Annotated in this window: 17 protein-coding genes; 8 read left to right on the top strand and 9 right to left on the bottom strand. The window is 40.2% G+C overall.

Features of this window, described 5'->3' with window-relative positions; all coding sequences use genetic code 11:
• Positions 1-14 precede the first annotated feature (14 nt).
• Genes I6E69_RS03105 through I6E69_RS03090 form a run of 4 tightly spaced genes read left to right on the top strand, consistent with a single transcriptional unit; the run spans position 15 to position 4,316 of the window.
• Positions 15-1,607 carry a DUF4331 domain-containing protein gene (locus I6E69_RS03105; RefSeq protein ID WP_197120619.1) on the top strand — a complete coding sequence of 531 codons (1,593 nt, stop codon included), beginning with the start codon at positions 15-17 and terminating at the stop codon, positions 1,605-1,607.
• A gap of 11 nt (positions 1,608-1,618) precedes the next feature.
• On the top strand, positions 1,619-2,128 hold the full coding sequence (locus tag I6E69_RS03100; RefSeq protein ID WP_197120618.1) for an Ig-like domain-containing protein: 510 nt from the start codon (positions 1,619-1,621) through the stop codon (positions 2,126-2,128).
• A gap of 53 nt (positions 2,129-2,181) precedes the next feature.
• Positions 2,182-3,207, top strand: a complete 1,026-nt coding sequence (locus I6E69_RS03095; protein ID WP_197120617.1) for a hypothetical protein — start codon at positions 2,182-2,184, stop codon at positions 3,205-3,207.
• A complete protein-coding gene (locus tag I6E69_RS03090) occupies positions 3,204-4,316 on the top strand; it encodes a HupE/UreJ family protein (protein WP_197120616.1) in 1,113 nt (370 codons plus the stop codon). The genes I6E69_RS03095 and I6E69_RS03090 overlap by 4 nt, the downstream gene beginning before the upstream one ends.
• Before the next feature lie 66 nt (positions 4,317-4,382).
• On the opposite strand, the gene I6E69_RS03085 is transcribed toward I6E69_RS03090, so the two are convergent.
• The 7 genes from I6E69_RS03085 to I6E69_RS03055 all read right to left on the bottom strand — a co-directional run bounded on the left by I6E69_RS03085 (position 4,383) and on the right by I6E69_RS03055 (position 14,505).
• Positions 4,383-5,009, bottom strand: coding sequence for a TetR/AcrR family transcriptional regulator (locus I6E69_RS03085; RefSeq protein WP_002959031.1), 627 nt, complete (start codon positions 5,007-5,009; stop codon positions 4,383-4,385).
• Between the two features lie 96 nt (positions 5,010-5,105).
• Positions 5,106-6,524, bottom strand: coding sequence for an efflux transporter outer membrane subunit (locus I6E69_RS03080; RefSeq protein ID WP_154902907.1), 1,419 nt, complete (start codon positions 6,522-6,524; stop codon positions 5,106-5,108).
• On the bottom strand, positions 6,521-9,655 hold the full coding sequence (locus I6E69_RS03075; RefSeq protein ID WP_002959029.1) for an efflux RND transporter permease subunit: 3,135 nt from the start codon (positions 9,653-9,655) through the stop codon (positions 6,521-6,523). Before I6E69_RS03075 ends, I6E69_RS03080 begins: the two co-directional genes overlap by 4 nt.
• A gap of 12 nt (positions 9,656-9,667) precedes the next feature.
• Positions 9,668-10,837, bottom strand: a complete 1,170-nt coding sequence (locus I6E69_RS03070) for an efflux RND transporter periplasmic adaptor subunit (protein WP_024594995.1) — start codon at positions 10,835-10,837, stop codon at positions 9,668-9,670.
• A gap of 290 nt (positions 10,838-11,127) precedes the next feature.
• A complete protein-coding gene (locus tag I6E69_RS03065) occupies positions 11,128-12,429 on the bottom strand; it encodes a hemolysin family protein (RefSeq protein WP_197120615.1) in 1,302 nt (433 codons plus the stop codon).
• Positions 12,430-12,576: 147 nt separating this feature from the next.
• Positions 12,577-13,266, bottom strand: a complete 690-nt coding sequence (locus I6E69_RS03060) for a transporter substrate-binding domain-containing protein (protein WP_002959026.1) — start codon at positions 13,264-13,266, stop codon at positions 12,577-12,579.
• A gap of 129 nt (positions 13,267-13,395) precedes the next feature.
• Entirely contained in the window at positions 13,396-14,505 is a 1,110-nt protein-coding gene (locus I6E69_RS03055) for an arginase family protein (RefSeq protein ID WP_024605708.1), read from the bottom strand.
• A gap of 464 nt (positions 14,506-14,969) precedes the next feature.
• Here I6E69_RS03055 and udp point away from each other — a divergent pair, with 464 nt between their 5' ends.
• Positions 14,970-15,725, top strand: a complete 756-nt coding sequence (gene udp / locus I6E69_RS03050) for a uridine phosphorylase (RefSeq protein WP_002959023.1) — start codon at positions 14,970-14,972, stop codon at positions 15,723-15,725.
• Positions 15,726-15,823: 98 nt separating this feature from the next.
• Here the strand turns inward: udp and cdd are convergent, their stop codons facing one another.
• Both cdd and ppc read right to left on the bottom strand, forming a co-directional pair.
• Positions 15,824-16,750: a cytidine deaminase gene (gene cdd / locus I6E69_RS03045; protein WP_197120614.1), complete on the bottom strand. Its 927-nt coding sequence runs from the start codon at positions 16,748-16,750 to the stop codon at positions 15,824-15,826.
• Between the two features lie 136 nt (positions 16,751-16,886).
• Positions 16,887-19,532, bottom strand: a complete 2,646-nt coding sequence (gene ppc, locus I6E69_RS03040; protein ID WP_197120613.1) for a phosphoenolpyruvate carboxylase — start codon at positions 19,530-19,532, stop codon at positions 16,887-16,889.
• Between the two features lie 120 nt (positions 19,533-19,652).
• On the opposite strand from ppc, the gene I6E69_RS03035 reads away from it, so the two are divergent.
• Genes I6E69_RS03035 through I6E69_RS03025 form a run of 3 tightly spaced genes read left to right on the top strand, consistent with a single transcriptional unit; the run spans position 19,653 to position 21,388 of the window.
• Complete coding sequence (locus tag I6E69_RS03035) at positions 19,653-20,051, top strand: thiol-disulfide oxidoreductase DCC family protein (RefSeq protein WP_024594554.1); 399 nt, start codon at positions 19,653-19,655, stop codon at positions 20,049-20,051.
• Complete coding sequence (locus I6E69_RS03030; RefSeq protein WP_197120612.1) at positions 20,048-20,770, top strand: SDR family NAD(P)-dependent oxidoreductase; 723 nt, start codon at positions 20,048-20,050, stop codon at positions 20,768-20,770. Before I6E69_RS03035 ends, I6E69_RS03030 begins: the two co-directional genes overlap by 4 nt.
• Before the next feature lie 9 nt (positions 20,771-20,779).
• Positions 20,780-21,388, top strand: a complete 609-nt coding sequence (locus I6E69_RS03025; protein WP_193227135.1) for a flavin reductase family protein — start codon at positions 20,780-20,782, stop codon at positions 21,386-21,388.
• Positions 21,389-21,417 lie beyond the last annotated feature (29 nt).

Raw genomic sequence — 21,417 nt, 5'->3', positions numbered from 1 at the left:
TAAAGGACAAAGTCATGAAAGCTTTAACTCCATCAATACTCGCAGTAGTAATATGTAGTACGTTTGTAAGTGCACCAAGTGAAGCATCTAGCCACAGAGAAGCGCCAAATATAAGCCGTTTCCCGACTTTAGATTCAACCGATTTTTATGTATTTAATAGTTACGAGCAAGGTCGTGATGATTACGTAACATTAATTGCTAATTACATCCCGCTGCAAGATGCCTACGGCGGTCCTAATTACTTTTCAATGGACCCAGATGCAACCTACAGCATTCATATAGATAACGACGGCGATGCTGTTGAAGATATTACATTTGCGTTTAACTTTAAAAGCATGCTTCCTAATGATAACCAAGGTGTGCAATTAACTGTTGGACCAGAAGGTAATCAACGCACCGTGTCTGTACCGCTTAAAAATGTAGGCGGTGTATCTGCCGGAGATAACAGCGCTGTAAATTTTAGCGAATCATACACAGTAAGCATGATAAGCGGCGCGCAGCGTACTGGCGAAACAACGCTACTAAATAACACTGCATCAAACTCCAGCACATTTTCTAAACCGCTTGATTATGTGGGCAATAAAACATTTGGTTCAATGAGCGATTATCAAACTTATGCTGACCAATTTGTGTATCAGGTTTCAATTCCTAACTGTGAAAGCATGGCACAAGTTTTTGTAGGACAACGTAAAGACCCATTTGTAGTTAACCTAGGTAAAACATTTGATTTAGTAAACTATGTACCTGTAGAGGGTGATAGCGCCCCAGGTGCTGGTGACGGCGGTGGTTTTCCTGGTGGCATAACACAATCAGCTGATAACGACGACCTTGCAGATAAAAACGTAACATCAATTGCTATCGAAATACCTAAAAGCTGTATTGTTGGTGAAGGTAACGGCGTAATAGGTTCATGGACAACAGCAAGCCTACCTCAAGCTCGCGTATTAAATCCTAATGCTAAATTTGCTAGTAATGGCGTTAATGGTGGTGCTTTAACACAAGTTTCACGCTTGGGTAGCCCGCTTGTAAACGAGCTTGTAATTGGCATTAAAGACAAAGACACATTCTCCACTGCTCACCCTAAAGATGATGCACAATTTTTAGATTATGTATCTCACCCAGCACTACCAGAGTTATTAAACATTTTATTTAAAGATGCTGTTAATACGACCCTAGGCGCAAACTTAGAAACACTGGCACCCACAAACTTCCCGCGTACTGATTTAATCACTGCATTTTTAACAGGTTTTGCAGGCGTTAATCAACAAGCAACTGTAACACCTTCAGAAATGCTACGTTTAAATACAGGCATTGCAGCAACAGCGCAAGCTGATCAATCTGCATTTGGTGTAGCGGGTAATGATTTAGCCGGCTTCCCAAATGGTCGTCGCCCGGGTGATGATGTGGTTGATATTGCACTTCGTGTTGTGATGGGTCGTTTATGTCATCCGATTCCTGTAAATGGTGAAGACACTGATTTAGGACTTTGTGCACCAGAGGATGCTAATACAGGCACAGTGCCATTTACAGACGGCGCACCTATTGATGCAACAATGATGGACTCATCATTCCCATACCTTGCAACACCGCTTGCTGGCTCTAAATAAGGAGTAAAATAATGCGTAATTTAAAAACTACCCATATTTGTGTTCTCCTCAGTGCATTAACATTGGGAGCATGTAGTAGCGATGACGATAAAAAACAGCCTACACCGGTTGTAAACACAGCGCCTACCGCAAGTGATGCAATGCTAACTACACAAACTGAGGTAAGCATTACCGATATGCTTAGCGCAACCGACAATGATGGCGATTCGCTTACTTATTCGTTAACAAATGAGCCAACTCTTGGAACTGTTACCGTTAATAGCGACGGTAACTTTACCTATACACCAAATAAAGAAGTGACAGGTTCAGATAGTTTTATGTTTGGTGTAAGTGATGGCGTTAATTCGCAAGTAACTGCAATAGTAAACATTACAATTGACGCACTACAAGTCGACTTTGCTCAATTTGCAACCGATGCATTTAATCAAGCGCCAAATGCAGAGCCGTTAACTGTTAACGGTCGGGTGTTTACAAACACCGATACCGATGTTGATGGATTAATTTCAACAAACGGTAACTAACCAAGTAATTAAGCTGACAGGCCATGGATGGCTTTTTTCAAAGGATATTTATAATGCATTTATCAATTTTTAAGTCCGTCGCATTTATTACTTTATGCCTAACGACCTTTGCATTAAGCGCTGCGCCTTTTACCCCAAAAGATGATGCAGTTATTGCTAACAGTAATTCAACGCTTAGTGCTTCTCTGTCTGTTGAGGAAATAAATACATTAGTCACTAACAGCCAATATGTAGGCCAAACAGAGCGTTTACAGGGGCTACTTAAAACCCGTTTAGCCCAGCTATATAAACACACACCCTCATCTCAAATTGGTTACTTATATGCTCGCGCTTTACAAAAAGAGCACCTTTTCAACGAAGCTATTGATATTGCTAACAACGTTTTGATTAAAGAGCCACAGCATAGTAATAGCCATTTATTGCTAGCCAATATATTTATGACTCAAGGTAAGTTTGCACAAGCAAAAAAGCACTGCGTCGCTTTAATTGGGCACGTAAGCACTATTACTGCTAGCACCTGTGTACTTGATGTACAAAGCCAACATGAAAGCGTTTTAGACAGCTACCAAGCATTAGTAAAAATTATAAATAATAATCAAACTAGCCTAGCTACAAACCATGTTTTAAGTGAAATGAGCTATCGTTTAAATAACTACAAACAAGCATTGTCTCACTTACAAAGTGTAGATTTAGTTCAAGCCCCTGTGAGCCTAATTGTTTTATGGGCCGATATTCAAATTGCTCTAAACCAACCACAACAAGTATTAAATACATTAAGCGTACTGCTTCCTGATAAAGGCAATTTAGAAGATGCTATTTTGCTAAGACTTTCAATCGCAGAAAAAAAACTGAATAAACGCGATAAAAAATGGCAAAATACAATGGCGCAAAGAGTTACGCTACGAGAGCTTCGTAAAGATTCTTTTCATGCAAGTGACTTAGCTAAATATTACCTTGATGTACAACCAAATCGCGAAAAAGCACTTTACTGGGCTCATATTAATTGGCAGCAGGCTAAAATGAGCACCGATGAGCAATTACTTATTCAAGCAAAAGCGATGCAACGAGATACACTATGAAAACGCCTTATCTATTTATACTCACTTTAATGCTGTGCATTTTTTCAACTTACAGCTTTGCCCATCAACTAAGTACAAGTTATATAACCTTAAATAGCGAGAACAATAACGACACCAGCAAAAATCTATACACGGGTACCTGGCAAATAAATATTGCCGACTTAGAGCACGCAGTGCCTCTGGATTTAGATAAAAACGGCCAAATTTCGTGGACAGAAATAAAAGCAAAACGCAGCTCAATAAATAACTTCATTAAAGAAAACTTAAATATCACGCAAAGCGCGCAAATATGCCCTTTAAAAAGTGAAGGTATCTATCAGCTAGATAACCATTTTAACCAACCTTATTTGGTAATTCCGCTGCAGTTTAGCTGTGATGATAATGAAGCAATCACCCTTTCCTATTCCGCTTTTTTCAAAACTGATGCTAACCATAAATCCATCGTAAATATTAACGGTGTATCTCGTGTATTTAATATCATTGAGGCACAACAGACGTTCAGCTTTGAGCAAACAAGTTATTTAAGTACCTTTAATCAATACGTGTACCAGGGTGTTTTACATATTTGGATTGGTGTTGATCATATTTTATTTTTAATCGCTTTGTTACTTACCTGTGTTTTAAAACGCAGTGATAAAGCATGGCAAGGTATTAGCTCTAAAAAACACATTATTAAACACACAGCATGGATAGTAACCGCGTTTACGCTTGCGCACTCTATTACGCTTACCGCCACCGCTATGAACTTAGTCTCACCAAATAGTCGCTGGGTAGAGCTTGGAATTGCTATATCGGTTTTATTTGCAGCATTAAATAATGTGTGGCCGCTGATACTTCGTTTAGGTTGGCTTACTTTTGCTTTTGGTTTACTACATGGGATGGGATTTGCGAGCGTACTTGGCGAGCTTGGCCTGTCGAGCGACTATCAACTGCTCAGTATATTGGCGTTTAATTTAGGCGTCGAAATCGGTCAACTTAGTATATTACTGATAGCCTTACCAATACTCATTTATGTACGACACTACACTTGGTATAAAAAGTGGGTAATGCCAATGGGCTCCGTTGCTATCGCAATTGTTGCACTTCAGTGGTCAATCGAGCGTTTTTAAATAGTATAAATAAAAAAGCTAGCCAAAATATTGGCTAGCTTACTTTTTAGTTATCTATTTTGAGCGTTACTGCGCTTTATCAAATGGCATCAGTAATGTTTTCATCGCAGGGCGAAGCGCTATGAGTACCGTTTCTTCGGTTAGCTCAGGGTAGAGTAACTTTCTAAGTAATAACCCTGCCATCATCGAAAAAATAACATTAATTCGGCTTTCAAGTTCACGCTCATCAATGTCTTTGAGCGCACTTCGCTCGCTTGTTAAAAGCTGCCTCATGCGCCCTCTTGCTTGAATATCGGTTTCACGCAAAAGAGTAGCGACTTTAATATTACGACCCGCTTCTGCCATCATATCTAAATCGATAACACACGAGCCTGTATCCATATGTCTTTGCACGCCAATATTTAAACCATCTAAAAGAGCCGCCAAAACATCACCAGGGTGATCTTCAAACTTTTGAAAGATAGAGAACATTTCTTCCATGTCTTTTTCAATAATGCTTTCTATAATCGCTTCTTTGCTTTCAAAGTAATTATAAATATGGCCTGCACTCATCCCTGCCGTTTTAGATATTTCTGCCATACCTGCACCGTGGTAACCTTTACGGCGAAAACACTCTGCAGCAGCTGTTAAAATTTGCTCACGCCTAGCAAGTGCTATCGCGGGATCTGTTTGCCTTTTTGCTTTAGGCTTCATGTTCAACTCCACTACCAAGTCATAAACTCAGTAAAGCAAGAGCTATAAATAGTCTCGCCATATAAATATGTAATGCGGCTTTAAAAGCCGCAAATATTATTTCTCTTCCTGAGTTGTTTCACTGGCTACATTCCATCCGCCACCAAGCGCTTTGTACAAGTTAATTTGACTCGCAAGATACGCTTGCTGACCCGCAATTAACTGCTGTTGTGCGCCGTACCATGTACGCTGAGCATCAAGTACTTGCAAGTAGCTATCTGCGCCTTTTTCGTAACGCATTTTTGATAAATCAAACGTGATTTGTCGACTACTTATAAGCATATCAAGGGCACTTAATTGCTCTTGGTAACCTTCTCTATCAGCAAGTGCATCGGCAACTTCGCGAAACGCATTTTGAATTTTTTGCTGATACGTTGCCACTGCAATTTCTTGATCTGCTTTTGCTACATCAAGATTTGCTTGGTTACGTCCCATATTAAAAATAGGTAAGCTAATTGTCGGCACAAAACTCCATGTACCGGAGCCTGAATCAAACAAGCCACTTAAGTCACTTGAAGCAGACCCCGCATTGGCTGTTAAGCTAATGCTTGGATAAAACGCCGCACGAGCAATACCAATATTGGCATTTGCAGCAAGCATTAAATGCTCAGCGGCTTTAATATCAGGGCGCTGCGATAGCAGATCAGACGGTAAACCAACGGGTACTTCTGGCATACTGATCAAGTTAGTCAGGTCTTTATTAGGCAGTAAATCAGCTGAAACAGATTTACCTACTAATAAATCTAAGGCACTTTTATCACGCTTTAGCAAACGTTTGTACGTTGCTATGTCTACTTTTGCCGTAGCAACTGTGCTTTTAAGCTGCTCAAGGGTAATTGAAGACGTCGCACCTAAATCAAAGCTTTTTTGCGTAAGCGATAATGACTCTTGCTGAGAGGTAAGCGTTTCTTTTGCAAGCTCTAGCAGTTGCAAATCAGTTGCATAATTTAGCCACGCATTTGCCAACTCTGAAATTAAAGACACCTGCGTGCTGTATTGGCTAAGCTCTGTAGAGTATAAGTTTTGCAGTGCTTGCGCTGATTGATTGCGTACTTTGCCCCAAATATCTAACTCGTAAGAGGTAATACCCACTGTTGCACTGTATTGCGAGCTAATAGCTGCATCGCCAGTACCTGATAAGTCAGCCGGTAAACGTTGGCGCGTACCTGAGGCATTTAAATCAAGGGATGGATACAAAGCAGAGTCTTCAATTTGATATAAACCACGCACACGCTGCACATTAAGCACTGCAATTTGCATGTCTTTGTTATGCTCAAGGCTTTGACTAATTAACGTTTGTAGTTTTTCGTCATTAAAAAACTGCTGCCAATTTAATTGCTGCGCAGCGCTTTGCCCAGTATCTGATGCATAAGCATCAGATACTGGTAGAGCAAGATCTTTTTGCTCTGGCGCTAGTTGGCAACCACTTAGCACCAATAAAGCAATTGCACTTAGGCTGAATGTTTTAATGCTCATTCTGCGCTCTCCTTCGTTGTCTCTTTAGCTTTGCCAGGAAATACACGGCGCACTAACACAAAGAATAACGGTACAAAAACAACAACTAATATTGATGATGCAAGTGTGCCGCCAATAATCGAAATACCTAACGCATTTTGCGCACCAGAACCCGCGCTTGAGGCAATAGCAAGTGGTAAAACACCACAAATAAAGGCCATCGAAGTCATAAGTATTGGACGCAAACGAAGGCGAACAGCTGCAATAGCCGCATCAACTAAGCCAAGCCCTTCTTCCATTTTATGAATCGCAAACTCTACAATCAGTATCGCATTTTTAGATGCCAAACCAATGGTGGTCAACAAGCCTACCTGCAAGTAGATATCGTTAGATAAGCCACCGCCAAGCGCTGCCATAATTGCACCAAATATACCCAGTGGCACAATCATCATTACCGCAAACGGTACCGACCAACTTTCATAAAGCGCGGCTAAACATAAAAATACAAACAGCAGCGATAGGCCATATAGTAGAGGTGCTTGACCGCTACTAGAGCGCTCTTGGAATGAAATACCGGTCCACTCAGACGAAATACCATTTGGTAATTGTTTAACTAAACGCTCCATTTCATCCATTGCTTGGCCTGTACTGTAACCTGGCGCTGCACTACCTTGAATTTCCATTGCTGAAAAACCATTGTAACGCTCTAAACGCGGCGAACCATACGTCCAGTAGGCACTAGCAAACGCTGAAAACGGCACCATATCGCCATTATCATTGCGTACATACCACTTATTTAGATCCTCAGGAACCATGCGAGATTGTGCATCACCTTGCATATACACTTTTTTAACTCGACCACGGTCAATAAAGTCATTCACATAACTACTACCCCATGCTGTCGAAAGTGTACTGTTAATATCGTTTTGCGACACGCCAAGCGCTTCGGCTTTTGCAAGGTCTGTATCAAGTTGTAGCTCTGGCATATCTTCTTGTCCATTTGGACGCACGCCCGCTAAAATTGGACTTTGGCTTGCTAAACCTAATAACTGATTTCGTGCAGCTAAAAGTGCGTCATGGCCAAGGCCTACACGGTCTTGTAAGAAAATATTGAAGCCATTAGCAGTCCCCAGTTCAACAATTGCAGGTGGCGGAAAGGCAAAAACAAATGCTTCTTTTATCGTTGAAAAGTAGCCCATCGCTTTACCTGCAACACCTTGAACAGATAACTCGTCACGCTGACGCTCATCCCAATGTTTAAGATTTACAAAGGCAATTGCTGAGTTTTGGCCAGAACCTGCAAAACTAAAACCAGTCACGGTAAAAATACCGTTTACTGCTTCAGATTGATCGTTTAAAAAGTGGTTTTCTACCTTTTTAACAACCTCAAGTGTTTGTTGTGTTGTAGAACCCGCTGGTAATGACACTTGGTTAAACAAAATACCTTGGTCTTCGTCAGGCAAAAATGCCGTTGGCAAGCTTGAAAATACATAAACCATACCACCCACAATCACGCCATAAATAAGTAAGTAACGTTTAGAGTGAGTAAGCATGCGACCTACAAAGCTTTGTGCACCTGAATTTGTTTTATCAAAACCACGGTTAAAGCCTGTAAAAAATCGGCCAAACAACGTGTCATTGGTATGTACATGGCTTGGTTTTAAAAGCGTTGCACACAATGCTGGCGTTAAAATAAGAGCCACCAAAACAGATAACCCCATCGCCGATACGAGTGTTATAGAAAACTGACGATAAATTATACCGGTAGAGCCACTAAAGAATGCCATTGGAATAAATACCGCAGAAAGCACCATAGCAATACCTACCAGCGCGCCTTTAATTTCATCCATAGATTTACGTGTAGCTTCAAGTGCCGAGAGTTTTTCCTCGGTCATTAAACGCTCAACATTTTCTACAACAACAATTGCATCATCTACCAATAAGCCTATGGCAAGTACCATCGCAAACATTGTCAGCGTATTTATTGAATAACCAAAGGTGTATAAAATACCAAATGTACCTAGTAAAACCACAGGTACGGCAATAGTTGGAATAAGTGTTGCCCTAAAGTTTTGTAGGAACAAATACATAACTACAAAAACAAGTACAACAGCTTCAATTAATGTATGAATAACTTTTTCGATAGATAACGATACGAACGGTGTTGTATCGTAAGGTATTACGGCATCTAACCCTTCAGGGAAAAACGGTTTTAGCTCTTCAATTGCTTTTTTAACGCCCTCTGCGGTATCAAGTGCGTTAGCGCCACTGGCTAACTTAATACCTAAACCTGATGCAGGTTGCCCATCGTAACGAGCAACAACGCGGTAGCTTTCACCGCCAAGCTCTACTTTAGCAACGTCCTCTAGACGTACAAAAGAGCCATCTGGATTGGTTTTAACTAATATTTGTTTAAATTGCTCTGGCGTTTGTAATCGGCTTTGCGCCGTTACTGTTGCATTAAGTTGCTGACCATCAACGGCAGGCATACCGCCAAGTTGACCGGCAGATACTTGTGCATTTTGCGCACTAATTGATGCACTAATATCAGCAGGTGTAAGCTTATAATTTTGTAACTTTGCAGGGTCTAACCAAATACGCATCGCGTACTGAGAACCAAACAGCTGTACTTCACCTACGCCTTCAACACGCGAGACAATGTCTTGCACGTTTGATGAAACATAATCGCCAATATCAATATTAGTCATGCTGCCATCTTTAGACACAAAAGCATAAACCATTAAAAAGTTACGCGCTGATTTTGCAACTACCACACCTTGCCTTTGTACGGCTTCTGGTAATAGTGGAGTTGCTGTCGCTAGTTTATTTTGCACTTGAACTTGTGCAATATCAGGGTCAGTTTCAGCGCTAAACGAAAGTGTAAGCGTAGCAGAACCACTCGACTCAGACGTAGATGACATATAAAGCAAGCCATCAAGCCCTTTCATTTTTTGCTCAATAACTTGCGTTACCGTATCTTCAAGTGTTCGTGCAGATGCACCAGGGTACGTTGCAGTAATACTCACTGCAGGTGGTGCAATTGAAGGATACTGCGAAATAGGTAAACTCCTAATCGCCAAAATACCTGCAAGCATCACTACAATAGCGAGTACCCAAGCAAATATCGGTCTATCGATAAAAAATCGTGACATTAAAACTCTCCGTTATTGCGCTTGATCGGCTTTAGCAGACGATTGAATTTCAGATGGGTTCACAGGTGCACCAGGGCGGATTTTTTGTAAACCTTCAACTATTAACTTATCGCCATCACTTAGGCCATCAGTAACAAGCCAATCAGAACCAATCGTTCTATCTACTTTTAATACGCGGCTTTCTACTGTGTTGTCTTTACTGACAACCATTGCTGTTGGTTCGCCTTTTGAATTACGGCTAACACCACGTTGCGGAGCTAAAATAGCACCCGCTTTAACACCTTCCACAATAGAAGCTCGAGCATACATGCCAGGCAGTAATAATTTTTCTGGGTTTGAAAATTTAGCACGCAGTGTTACTGAGCCAGTACTTGGATCAACGGTCACTTCAGAAAACTGTAATGTGCCTTTATGAGGATAAATAGAGCCATCTTCCATAATAAGTTCAACGTCAGTTTGACTAGCCGAATCAACAGTTAGAGCACCTGATGATATTGCTTTTTTAAGTTGAGTAAGCTCATTACTTGATTGTGTTAAATCGATATAAATTGGATCTAACTGAGTTACTGTAGCAAGTGCTGTACTTTGATTGGCACTTACAAGTGCACCCACTGTTACGCTTGATTTACTAATTTGACCACTAATAGGAGAAGAGACGTGGCTGTAATCGAGATTAATTTGCGCTGATTTTAACTGCGCTTTAGCTGTTAATAATTCAGCATTAGCTTGCTTGTATGCGGCATCTGCTTCATCAAAATCTTGTTGGCTCACGGCTTTAATTTTTAAAAGTTCTTTATAACGCGATGCTTTTGATTTAGAGCTGGCAATGCTTGCCTCTGCGCGCGCTACGCTTGCTTCACTTGCTGCTAAGTCTGCTTCAAATGTAGCAGGGTCTATTTGATACAGTGCTTGGCCTTGTTTAACCTCATTACCTTCAACAAATAAACGAGATTGTACAATACCACTTACTTGTGGACGAATTTCAGCAATTTGAAATGCACTAATGCGACCAGGAAGTTCTTTTTTGAGAGTAAGCGCTTGGCTTTTTACTGTAATTACACCCACTGGGACAGCTTTAGGAGCTGAAGCTTGTGACTGCTCAGCAGCCTGATCACAACCAGTTAAAGCAACAGAACCGACGAGGGCTGACAATACAAATAAAGCGATGCGGGAACGCTGCATGTTAAATACCTTTTAGTTTAGAGTGAACGATCATTCTAAATTAAAATGCGCTGATAATGAATCTTAATTAGGAGAAATTTACACAAACTTACACTATTAAGTTCGATATATGTCTTAGGTAGCATTTAATGTTAATTAGATGAAAATAGAATCAAAGCTGTTTGAGAATAAAGCAATTAAACACATTGAAATAATATCTCATTTTAGAAACGAAGTTTTAACGGGCACAAAAAAGCCAAGCAAATATAGCTTGGCCATTTATAAAAACGACTCGCGTCATATCTAATCTTTTAAAGGATATTAGCACTCTGTGGGTTAATAACCCTTGAAACTAACAACTGCTCTACCCTAATTCCCTCTACATCAACAACTTCAAACTTAAAGCCTGAAAAAGTTAAATGCTCTGCACGTTTAGGGATTCGCTTCATACTGTAAATTAAAAATCCAGCGACAGTTTCATAGTGCATCTGATCAGGAAATTCTTCTATATCAAGTACCTTTGCTAAATCGGTAATTGGAGTTAACCCATCTACAAGCCATGAATTTTTATCGCGCTCTATAATTAATTCATCACCTTGATGAGTAATTAAATCACCCATAAACCCTTTCATTAAATCTTTTACCGTTACAATACCTACCGAAAGCGCGTATTCGTTTACGACAACAGCAAATGGCTTTGCTGCGCTTTTAAACGCATTTAAGGCTTCTGATAGGCTTAATGTTTCCGGTAAGTAAAAAACATCTTTATCAATCAGCTCATCGTTTATATTGGCGGCTTCGCCTTTTAGTACTTGTCGTAAAATATCTTTAGATTCAACAGAGCCATGCAATTTATCTAAATTTCCTGACACCACTAAAAAGTGATTATGAGGGTGGTCAATAATTTTGGTCGCAATATCATGGCTAGATTCGTTTAAATCAAAATAGACAATTTGGTCGCGTGGCGTCATTACGCTTGATAAAAACCGCGCTTCTAGGTCAAACACATTACCAATGAGTTCATACTCTTGCTTTTGCAAACTACCATATGCAGCACCCGCTTCCATCATGGCAACAATGTCCTCAGTTGTAACGTTGTCTTCTCGCTCAGCAGGCACTTTAAATAAGCGCAGCACAAAGTTCGTTACCCCATTAAAAAACATCACTAGCGGAGTTAAGGCAAAGGTTACCCAGCGCATTATTGTAACGACTCTAACAGCGACAGCTTCTGGCATGATCATCGCTAAACGCTTTGGCATTAAATCGGCGAACAAGATAAACAGAGATGTAATAGTAAAAAATGAGAATAAAAAGCTAATTTTTTCTAAGTGTGCACCTTGATAAAAAAGCACTAAAACACTTTCAACATAAGGCGATAAAGCCTGCTCGCCCACAATACCACCCAATATCGCAATCGCGTTGAGTGCTATTTGGATCATGGCAAAAAAAGCCCCTGGATTTTCTTGTAGCTTTAATACCGCTGCTGCTTTTATATTTCCTTCATCTGCCATTACTCGCAGTTTTATTTTACGCGACGCTGCAATTGCTATTTCTGACATAGCAAACAACGCACTGATCAAGATCAATAAGCTAATCCCGATTAAATCACCCATTTAACGCTCCAATAAGTTAGCGCTTTTTTAAACAAAAAGCAGCTGGATTATAATCGGTTTTTTAAACGCAGCAATTTATATTTACGAAATATATTTAAGCTATTAATTTTCAATTATTTAAGGGGTAAAACAGTGAGTTTAAAGTGCTTAAATTTTATTAAAGGCAACTTTTAATTGAGAAACTAAAGCCGGATCCATATTTATATTACAGGCAAAAAATAACGGAGACTGAGTTGTATTTAAATCAAGTAATGGTTCTAGTAACTCAAGCTTAGGCTCTGTTTTAACTCGATAGTTAAATTGCTTTTTGTTGAGGATAACAAAATCAAGTATATGGTGACGAGTGCTTATGAGTTTATCTATTTTATCTAGGCTATCGATGAGTAATAAATGCTTGCTTTCACTAAAGCCCCTTTCAAGCAAATAATGATGACTAAAGTTATCACGCAGTACTGCTATTTTGTATTTTTTAGCATCATTGAGAGTGTTTAACTTTATACCTCTGGATTTTAGACCATAAATGGCAGAGTCAAAGCTTTCCAGTTCGCCTACCCAGTTAAACTTACTTTCTCTATTAGGTAATCGAACAATCGAAAATATACAGGTGTTTTTATCGCGTAGCGCTGCATTGTAGGATATGGCCCAACTATGCGCCAACATAGTGTAGTTTATACCTGTACCTTCTAGCGCTTTATGAACTTTTTCGACAGAGCGGCCAACGAGTTTGTTATCTTCATTAATATACTGAAAGTCCGGAAATACTTCCGTTACTATTGTAATTTCAGCTGCATCAACTTTAATACAGCTAATGAACAATAAAAAGATCAACAATTTCATCTAGCGAGGCCTCAACTAACTCATTATATGTATTTAATAAATATAGCTGAGGCTTTATGAACTGCTAGTTTTTAGTCATGTGATGCACACTTATACGCTGATAGTGCTAGTATTTATAGCTTCTACAGCTTACTTGTTCATTGCACTAATTAAAAAGGCTGAAATTTTAGCGCCTTCTCTAAGTGTCGTCTCAGAGCTTGATTGACCAACTAAAGAGCTGTCGGTAAATGGCGCTATCTCCATCATATCTGCACCCGTAATAGGAAACTCATCCGCAATGGCTGATAAAATATCAAGCGCATGCTGAGGCGTTAAACCGTGATGCTCTGGCGTACCTGTGGCGGATGCAAATTCAGCATCAAGTGCATCAATATCAAAGCTTACGTATATTTCATCAACGTTATCGGCTTTTAACTGTGCAATAGCGTCGGCAGCAACCGCTGCTGCGCCGCGTTCAATGATTTCATGTGCCCAGTGCTGTTTAACACCAAAAGTATTTTCCCAATGCGCTTTAGGCTTGCCACTTGAGCGTATACCAAATTGTATTAAATGATGCGGCGCCGGTAAAAACTCTAATATATGTGTACACCACGAGCCAAAACATAAATCAATACCTAAGCGCTCCACAAGTAAATCAGTATGCGCGTCAAAGTGAATAATAGCCGTGCGCTTACCTTGTTCACGTTTTGCTTTTAAGTACGCTTTAGTAAGTGGGTAACTAATTGAGTGATCGCCACCAATACCAAATAATCCTTTATCTTTAAACGTTGCGTAAAAACTGTCGCACACATCTTCAGTGATTGATAACGGGCTTACGTAATAATCGTTATCTTCATCACCATATAAGGCTTTTTGGCAATTAGAAATGGTTGCATCATTTAGGTATTTGTCATGAAGTAAATGTGGGATCACACGTACATCACCCAAATCAAAAGAATGACACTGCGGTTGCTGATCAATTAAAGCTGAGCGCACAAACAACGGCCCCCAGTTTGCGCCGCGTAATATCCCACCGCCACAGTCTGAACTAATACCTAACATAACGGCTTTATGTGGTGAGTTTGGTAATTCGTTTAAAGACTCGCGCCACAAGTTATCAACGTTTTCAGTTTGTCCGTAAAGTTTATTACGCAGTGCGGCTTTGCGCTCTTTTGCAGTATTTACTGTGTATACGCCATCACCCGGTGCGCACAAACAGTGCTCAACTTTGTTTTTAAATGCTTCAAATTGTGTGCTCATAATAAACTCCTTCGGTTTTTATTCTGTACGTAGCTAATTAGTTTTGATTACTTTTGAGTAGTTATGCAAAATCACTAAAAATGCCTAAACTTTAAATAAATGCCACTTTGCTAAATAAGTCAGTGCTTAATATAAGTAAACACGTTAGTTTTTACGTGTTCACTACAAATTTAAATCATTGAATTTATTTGATATTAATGAAAATCTGTAATCATTCATTTAATCGTAGTTACGCGCTTGAGTGATACTTATTATGTCTGCTTGAACATGTCAACAGCGCAACAAGGCTACGTATATAAGTGCTTGAGTGAATATTCATAGTTGGTGAATAAATCAAATTAGCCCTTAAAATTATTAAGGCTTTATTGGAAGAGTTAAGATAAAACGGACAATCGTCCTGTACTTGATAAACGTTTCTAGCAATCATGCTAGATTGACAACAAATTATTATAAAAGGCTTAGCTATGGAAAAGGTATTTCACTTAGGACTATGTATTGACGATCTTAAAGGTGCAAAACTTGCGATTGTACCAGGCGATCCAGATCGTGCAGCACGTATTTCAAAATTCCTAGACAACCCAACCTGCCTTGCTCAAACTCGCGAGTTTCATGTTTATTTAGGTCAATTAAACGGCCACTCTGTGGTTATATGTTCTACAGGTATTGGTGGTCCATCTACGTCGATTGCAGTAGAAGAATTAGCACAACTCGGCGTGCGTAAATTTTTACGTATTGGTACAACCGGTGCAATTCAGCCACACATTAATGAAGGCGAAATTTTAATTAGCCAAGCGTCTGTACGTTTAGATGGAGCTAGCCAACACTTTGCACCACTTAGCTACCCTGCTGTATCTGACTTTTATGCAACACAAGCTATGGTACAAGCATGTAAAAACCTAAATATCGATTTTCATATTGGTATTACTGCATCAAGCGATACATTCTACCCAGGGCAGGAGCGTTACGATACGCACTCTGGTTACGTTCCTAAATCACTACAAGGTAGCTGCGAAGAGTGGCAAAAATTGGGCGTGATGAACTACGAAATGGAATCGGCAACATTATTTACTATGTGTGCAGCCCTTGGATTACAAGCAGCATGTGTAGCAGGCGTACTTGTTAACCGTACTCGCCAAGAAATACCAAATGTAGACCACGGTGAAATTGAGCGTAAATCTGTAGCCGTCGTATTAGAAGCAGCTAAAGTATTACTTGATTAATACAGGTTATAGTAGTCAGTGAGTGAGTTATTTAATTCGATAGAATGGCTCGCTTTAACAAAGCACAGCGCCGGCTGTGCTTTATTGTATGCAAGCCACTATTTAAGTGGTGCGCTAATTACTTTAAGTGCTGGTAAATGCGTAAAACTGGCAAGTACAGCTTTTGCCACTTGCGACTGGTTTTCACGACCCGCTGTTTCGAGCAATGTTATTCCCTTCACCGTACTTTCGTTAAAGCTAAGCCCAGCTAAAAAGAACTGACTTAGTGCACTTTGTAGTGGCGATAAACTTGGACTGTAAGCTGCATTTTCGGCGTAACTTCCGTAAAAATCACCATCACTAAATGTACTTATTTTTACGGCGCTAAAGTTGTGGCTGTAAGGCACATACGCATTAAGTGCAAAACGCGCAAGGGTTTCATCAAGGTCTTCAGCGCTAAAATTACCTTGCTGTGGTTTTGGGTTAAATAAGCTAAATTCGTTACCTAAATCGGTAGGTCCAAATGAATGCGGCAGTAATTCAGCAAGTTTAAATTGCTGATCAGGAAGTAAAATATCAAACTCTTTCGCATCAGCTAGTTCGTTCATAAACTGGCGACAATACCCACAAGGCGCATCGCTAATCGCAATTTTAACTATTTTTTTAGCGCCGTTTAACCATGCGTTATTTATAGCCGATTGCTCTGCATGAACCACTAAACTCAATGCTTGATGATCAAACTCTACATTCGCACCAAAGTAAAAGTTTACCTCACCCTTTTCATCAAGCGCTTTAACAATTGCGCCTACATGAAAATCTGACACTGGCGCAACGGCATACTCAGAAGCTAAAGGCACTAAACCTTGTAGTAATACATCATCAGACACATTTAGCTGTGCACATAACTGTTTAATATTATTAGAATTTAATATGCCACGTTGTGATTTTAATTGACTACGTAATGACGCTGTTTGCGCTACGGTTAATGTGAAGTGCGAATTTGTAAGTGCTATATCTTGCTGTACAGTAAAAGTTGCTGAAGCCATAATATTTTTTAATTATTCAATGGCTAAGTAGTTTAAAAGGTTAGGGTGTTAAATACCAGCCTATTTAACGCAAAAAAAGGGAGCACATCGCGTGCTCCCTTTTAATACCAATAGGTATACCTAACAAAATAAAGTGTTAGCCGGTATTACGCATACCTGCAGCTATACCTGTCATCGTGATCATTAACGCATTATCAATGTCACCTTCGTTTCGTTTTTCCTCTGAGCGAGCACGGCGTAAAAGCTCAACCTGTAATAGGTTAAGTGGATCGGTGTACGGGTTACGTAAACTAATCGACTCCTTAATCCAAGGTTGTTCGGCGAGTAGGCTTTTTTGTGGGCTAAGTGATTGCACCAAGCTAATGGCTTCTTGAAGCTCTTTACGAAGTGTTACACCCAATGGTTTGTACATATCTTCCACCAGCGCATTATCGTAATGCTCACTCAACCAGCAATCGGCTTTACTAAATACCATTTCTAGCATTTCTAGGCGCGATCTAAAGAACGGCCACTGTAGGCTCATTTCGTTGAGTGTTTCTGCGCCGTACTTATTAAGCGCAGCTTTTAAGCCAGTTAACGCACCTAACCATGCAGGAAGCATTAAACGGTTTTGGCTCCACGCAAAAATCCATGGAATAGCACGCAGGCTTTCAACGCCACCATTAGGATTACGTTTTGCTGGACGCGAGCCAAGCGGCAACTTAGACAGCTCAAGCTCAGGCGTTGCCATTCTAAAGTAAGGTACAAAGTTTTCATCGTGGCGAACTACATTACGGTAGTGTTCACACGACTCCTCACTTATTAGCTTCATTACTTCGCGCCACTGCGGTTTTGGTTCCGGCGGCGGTAATAAGTTACTTTGTAGTACTGCACCTGCGTAAATATTTAAGCTTTGCAGTGCTACATCAGGTAAACCAAATTTAAAGCGAATCATCTCGCCTTGCTCGGTTACACGCAAACCACCTTTTAAAGAGCCTGGCGGTTGTGAATGCAGCGCTTGTGCAGCAGGTGCGCCACCACGCCCTACTGTGCCACCACGTCCGTGGAATAAAATAAGTTCAATACCACGCTCATCAGCAAGTTGTACTAATTTATCCATTGCTTCGTACTGCGCCCAACCTGCTGCCATCATGCCGGCATCTTTAGCAGAATCAGAGTAACCAATCATTACATTTTGGGTGTTTTTAATGTGCCCGCGATACCAAACATTATCAAGTAATGTAGTAATTACATCACTGCCTGCGTTTAAATCATCGAGTGTTTCAAACAAGGGTGCTACTGGTAAATCAAAGCTACAGCCGCTTTCTTTTAGCAATAATTGTACTGCTAAAATGTCTGATGCTGTTCGCGCCATCGAAATAATATACAAGCCAAATGTTTGTTCGTCTTGCTTAGCAATAACGTCAAAGGTATCTAGCACTTCTTGAACATCAGGGCTTGGTTGCCAATGTTTTGGAATAAGCGGTCTGCGAGAGTTAAGTTCAGTAAGTAAAAAAGCTTGTTTATCTTGCTCTTGCCATTGGTTGTAGTCGCCTAAACCTAAATAACGAGTCAGCTCAGAAAAAACATCGCTGTGACGAGACGAGTCTTGGCGCACATCGAGTTTAGCTAAACGCAAGCCAAAGCTATTAATACGGTACAGTAAATCAAGCAATAATCCATCAGCAACTACTTTCATATTACACTTTAATAACGAGCGGTAGCAGACCTCTACAGGGTGCTTAAGCTGATTAATATCGGTAATTAAATCTTGTGAATCGCTACGCTTGTTTTTAATTTTAGCGCCCAGGTGAGCCACGGTCTCTGCAACTTGGTTTTTAAGCTTTTTGATCACCGCTCTGTATGGTTCAAAGTCTTGACCTGCCAACTCAATAAGCTCTTCACTGGCGTCTGACATAGAGAGTTCAGCGCATAACGTTTTTAAATCTTGAATATATAAGTTAAGCGCCATCCAACGACCGTGGTCAAGCACCTCTGCTGTAACCTGCGATGTTACAAATGGATTTCCATCACGGTCTCCACCCATCCAAGATGTGAACTCAATCGGGCTGTAATCTTTTGGTAGCTCTAAACTTAATTGCTCTTTAACATTGGCTGAAAATTCACGTAAAAAGCGCGGAACAGCGTGCCAAAGACTGTTTTCGATTACCGCATAACCCCATTTAGCTTCATCAACTGGCGTTGGGCGAGAGCGACGAATGTCGTCGGTATGCCAAGCCTGGCTAATAAGCTGTTCAATACGATTTAAAATAGCGTCTCGCTCTAGCGGTAAGTTATCTTTTCGCTCTAATGACGCTAAGCAATCACTTAGTTCAACATGTTTGTTAATAATAGTACGGCGCGTCACCTCGGTTGGGTGGGCGGTTAATACTAAGTTTATGTGGAGTTTTGAGAGTGTTTCGGCCAAATGATTACTATCTAGCTGGCCTTGTTCTGCTTTTGTAACTAACGTTTTTAATGTTTGAGTGAGAGGGTTTTGTTGACCAAGGCCAACGTCATTAAAACGCGAAACGGTATGAAATTGTTCTGCTACATTAGCAAGGTTTAAAAAATGATTAAATGAACGGGCAACCGGCAAAAGCTCTTCATCACTAAGCGCATGTAAAACGTCTATTAGCGCTTGTCTGTCGTCTTCATTACCACTGCGAGATGATTTAGATAAAGCTCGAATTTCTTCTACTTTATCTAAAATAGCTTGGCCTTGAGCATCCTTAATAGTTTGTCCTAGTAATTGCCCAAGTAAATTTACATTACCTCGCAAGGCGGCATATTGTTCACTCATTTCTCATTCTCCTTTGTTTCGTAGGACACTATTAATATCATCATGAAGAGATATTTAATAGATCCATTTGCAATGTCTTGTCGTAAAAAAGTATATATAAAATAATCACAAAGCAATTACATGATCATTTTTTACGATGGAAACTGCCCTCTTTGCAGCACCGAAATGCAGCAACTAAAACACGCAGACTCTAAAAATCTAATTACGCTTGAAGATCTTAACGCGAGCGACTTTAGTGAACGCTACTCGTATATTGATAAAGACAAAGCAATGAACTACCTGCAAGCCCAAAAGCAATCAGGTGAAATGATTTACGGGCTTGATGTAACGTACGAAGCATGGAAAATAGTGGGTAAACACAGCTGGTTGAAAATTTTTCGCTTGCCAATAATTCGCTTTTTCGCTGACTGCGGATACCTGCTATTTGCTAAGTATAGGCACCCCATCAGTCGCTTTTTAATGCCAAATACTCAGTGCAGTAACGGCCAATGTGGACTAAAAGCAAAAGGTGATAAATGAAAACCATTGTTTTATTCGGCGCAAGCAGTGCCATAGCAAATGCATATATAGAACATTTACAAATAAACACGCCTACTCATCAGATAGTTTGTATTAGTTTAAAAAGTATTGAATCTGACTCAAGTGTTGTCCACCTGCATACTGACTACACAAAACAAAGTTTAGCGCGCGTTACTAATTACCTAAAAGAGCAAAATGCCGATATACAACAAGTTATTATATTCAATGGTACACTGCACAACGAAACCCATATGCCCGAAAAAAAGCTGGAGGATTTAGACGCTGAGTATTTTAGCCAACTTCTCAATTCAAACACCCTAACTCCCCTACTTTGCTTGCAGAGTATTTTGCCGCTCTTAACACATAAAACGCACTGTACTATTACAGCACTCAGTGCGCGTGTGGGCAGTATTAATGACAATAAATTAGGCGGTTGGTATACGTATCGCGCCTCTAAGGCTGCTCTTAACATGCTATTTAAAACCGCAGCGATTGAGCTTTCACGCCGAGCTAAAAATACCAAGCTCGTTTTATTTCACCCAGGGACTACTGATACTGCGCTTTCAAAGCCATTTCAAAAAAACGTACCCGCTGGAAAACTCTTTACAGCTGAATTTGTAGCTAAGCAGCTTTTTACACTTACTTTTAATAACCCTCATTTAGAACTCAATGGTGAGCCTGCCTACTTAGATTGGCAAGGCGAAACCATACCGTGGTAAGGACCTTTAATGCATTTTACTAAAGAGCGCATAAACGCACTTGAAAAACACACTCGTACTCATTTAATTAATTCGCTTTCGGGTTTTAAAAGCGCCAACCTAATTGGCACGCAAGACAAACAAGGCAATACTAATCTCGCCATTGTTAGCTCTGTTATTCATTTAGGGGCTCATCCGCCGCTAGTTGGCATGATAATGCGCCCAAATAGCGTGCCTCGACATACGTTCGAAAACATAATCGAAACCGGTAGTTACACCATTAACCAGGTTAATAAAGCTATTTATAAGCAAGCTCATCAAACATCAGCCCGCTACGACAAAGACGAGTCGGAATTTGCGGCGACAGGTTTAACGCCCGAATACTTAAACGACTTTGCAGCGCCTTTTGTTAAAGAAAGCCGCTTAAAGTACTCGGTTAAATTTGTAGAAAACCAACATTTAGCCGTTAATGGTACAGAGCTTGTAATCGGTGAAATCACTGATGTGTATTTAGATGAAGTAGCACTTCAAAGTGATGGATTTTTAGATTTACAGGCTATTGAAACGGTGGCAGTAACCGGGCTTGATAGCTACCACACAAGTAATAAACTCACGCGCTTACCTTACGCTAAAAAATAATATGCCATTTTAAGAGGCTATAAACTAAT

The organism is Pseudoalteromonas sp. NZS100 (genome assembly GCF_015864815.1).
Classification (GTDB): Bacteria; Pseudomonadota; Gammaproteobacteria; order Enterobacterales; family Alteromonadaceae; genus Pseudoalteromonas; species Pseudoalteromonas distincta.
This window is presented reverse-complemented; position numbering and strand designations above follow the sequence as displayed.